The sequence below is a fragment of the Planococcus sp. ISL-110 genome (genome assembly GCF_018613575.1).
Lineage (GTDB): Bacteria > Bacillota > Bacilli > Bacillales_A > Planococcaceae > Planococcus.
Genome location: NZ_JAGGPX010000050.1, coordinates 1 through 1,293 on the forward strand (window position 1 = coordinate 1; position 1,293 = coordinate 1,293).

At 42.9% G+C, this 1,293-nt stretch carries 1 protein-coding gene; it reads right to left on the bottom strand.

Annotated elements, in window-relative coordinates; genetic code table 11:
* Window positions 1-243 precede the first annotated feature (243 nt).
* Window positions 244-843 (bottom strand): TetR/AcrR family transcriptional regulator, encoded by a 600-nt coding sequence (locus J7I83_RS17660; protein ID WP_215102602.1) that lies wholly within the window; start codon window positions 841-843, stop codon window positions 244-246.
* Window positions 844-1,293 lie beyond the last annotated feature (450 nt).

A 1,293-nucleotide genomic window follows, 5' to 3' on the forward strand; every position in this document is an offset into this window, starting at 1 on the left:
CCCGAAAATTAAGAAAAAATTTATGCATCTCTGAAATGTGAATGATTGTTTTCGTAACAGTTTAACGGCCATGAGAAGCGTTTCGCTTTTGAACCGCTTCTCATGGCCGTCCGATCAAGCGGAGCGAGATAGGGTTCTTGAAGAAAAAGAACAGTATTTCCGTGTCCACTTTCTTGACAGAAGACCATCATTCCATAAAATAACGGCAGCCAAGACAAATTTTCTGTCTTGGCTGCCGTTATTTTATCTGTCGACTTCTTCTTTACAAATGGCATTCAAGTGATGAACGATCATTTTCCGCTGATGCTCTTGGGTGCACCGCTCCGGTCTGACCATCGCGTCCAAGACCATACCGTCCAGCAAACAGATCAGCCGGTCTGTTTCTAACGGAACATCCAGTCCTTTTTTCAGCAAATTCAATAAAATGAAATTCGACATGATGTTCTTAATGGCCTGCAGGGCCACATCCTGCTCTTCCTGATAGTCCTTCCTGCTATGGCGTCCGTGCAGCTTAAAGATCAGCCTCACTTTGGCTTCTGTTGCCGATTCGCCTTTGGCCGGCAGAAATGCCATCAGCACGCCAATGATTTTTTCCAGCGGAGTCTGTTCTTCCTGGAAAATCTCAATCGTTTTTTCTGTCAACCGTTCAAAAAGCAATGCTTCTGCATAAAGCATCAGCTCTTCTTGTGAGGAAAAATAATACCGCAATGCCCCTAATGACAAGCCGGCCTCCTTTGCAATACTTCTCGCGGACACACCTTCCATTCCTTTATAAAGCATGATTTTCCATGTAGCTTGTGCAATCGACTGTTTACGCTCGTGAAGGTCAATTAGTTTTGGCACAGCTTAATACTATCAGAATAATAATAATTTTCAATCTATTTAGCACGACTGTATTGTAATTAGTTAGGATCTCCGCTTTTTTCAGTACAGTTGTACTGAAAAAATATTAACAACTTTCAGATATTGTGGATAACCACTTTTGGCTGTGTGCAACTGTGTACAGGGTGCTGTGGATGCATCATCAAGCTGGCATTTTTGTATTGGCCCTCAGCATTCTCTTCTATCAGATTCAAGTAATTGTAAGTGTGCGGATACCTTTCAAGCACTGTCATACCGATCCACAAGACAGCCCCGATGAGGGAAAGAAGGAACAGGAGCATCGCAAAAAAGCACAGTGCAGAGACAGCATGCAGAAATGTCTAAAAGACTGAAACCAGGAACTCTATACCCGTTTTTTCCTTCCCGAATGTCCCTTCCCCACTTCCCCTCTTTTTTTCAAAAAAGTTCTAA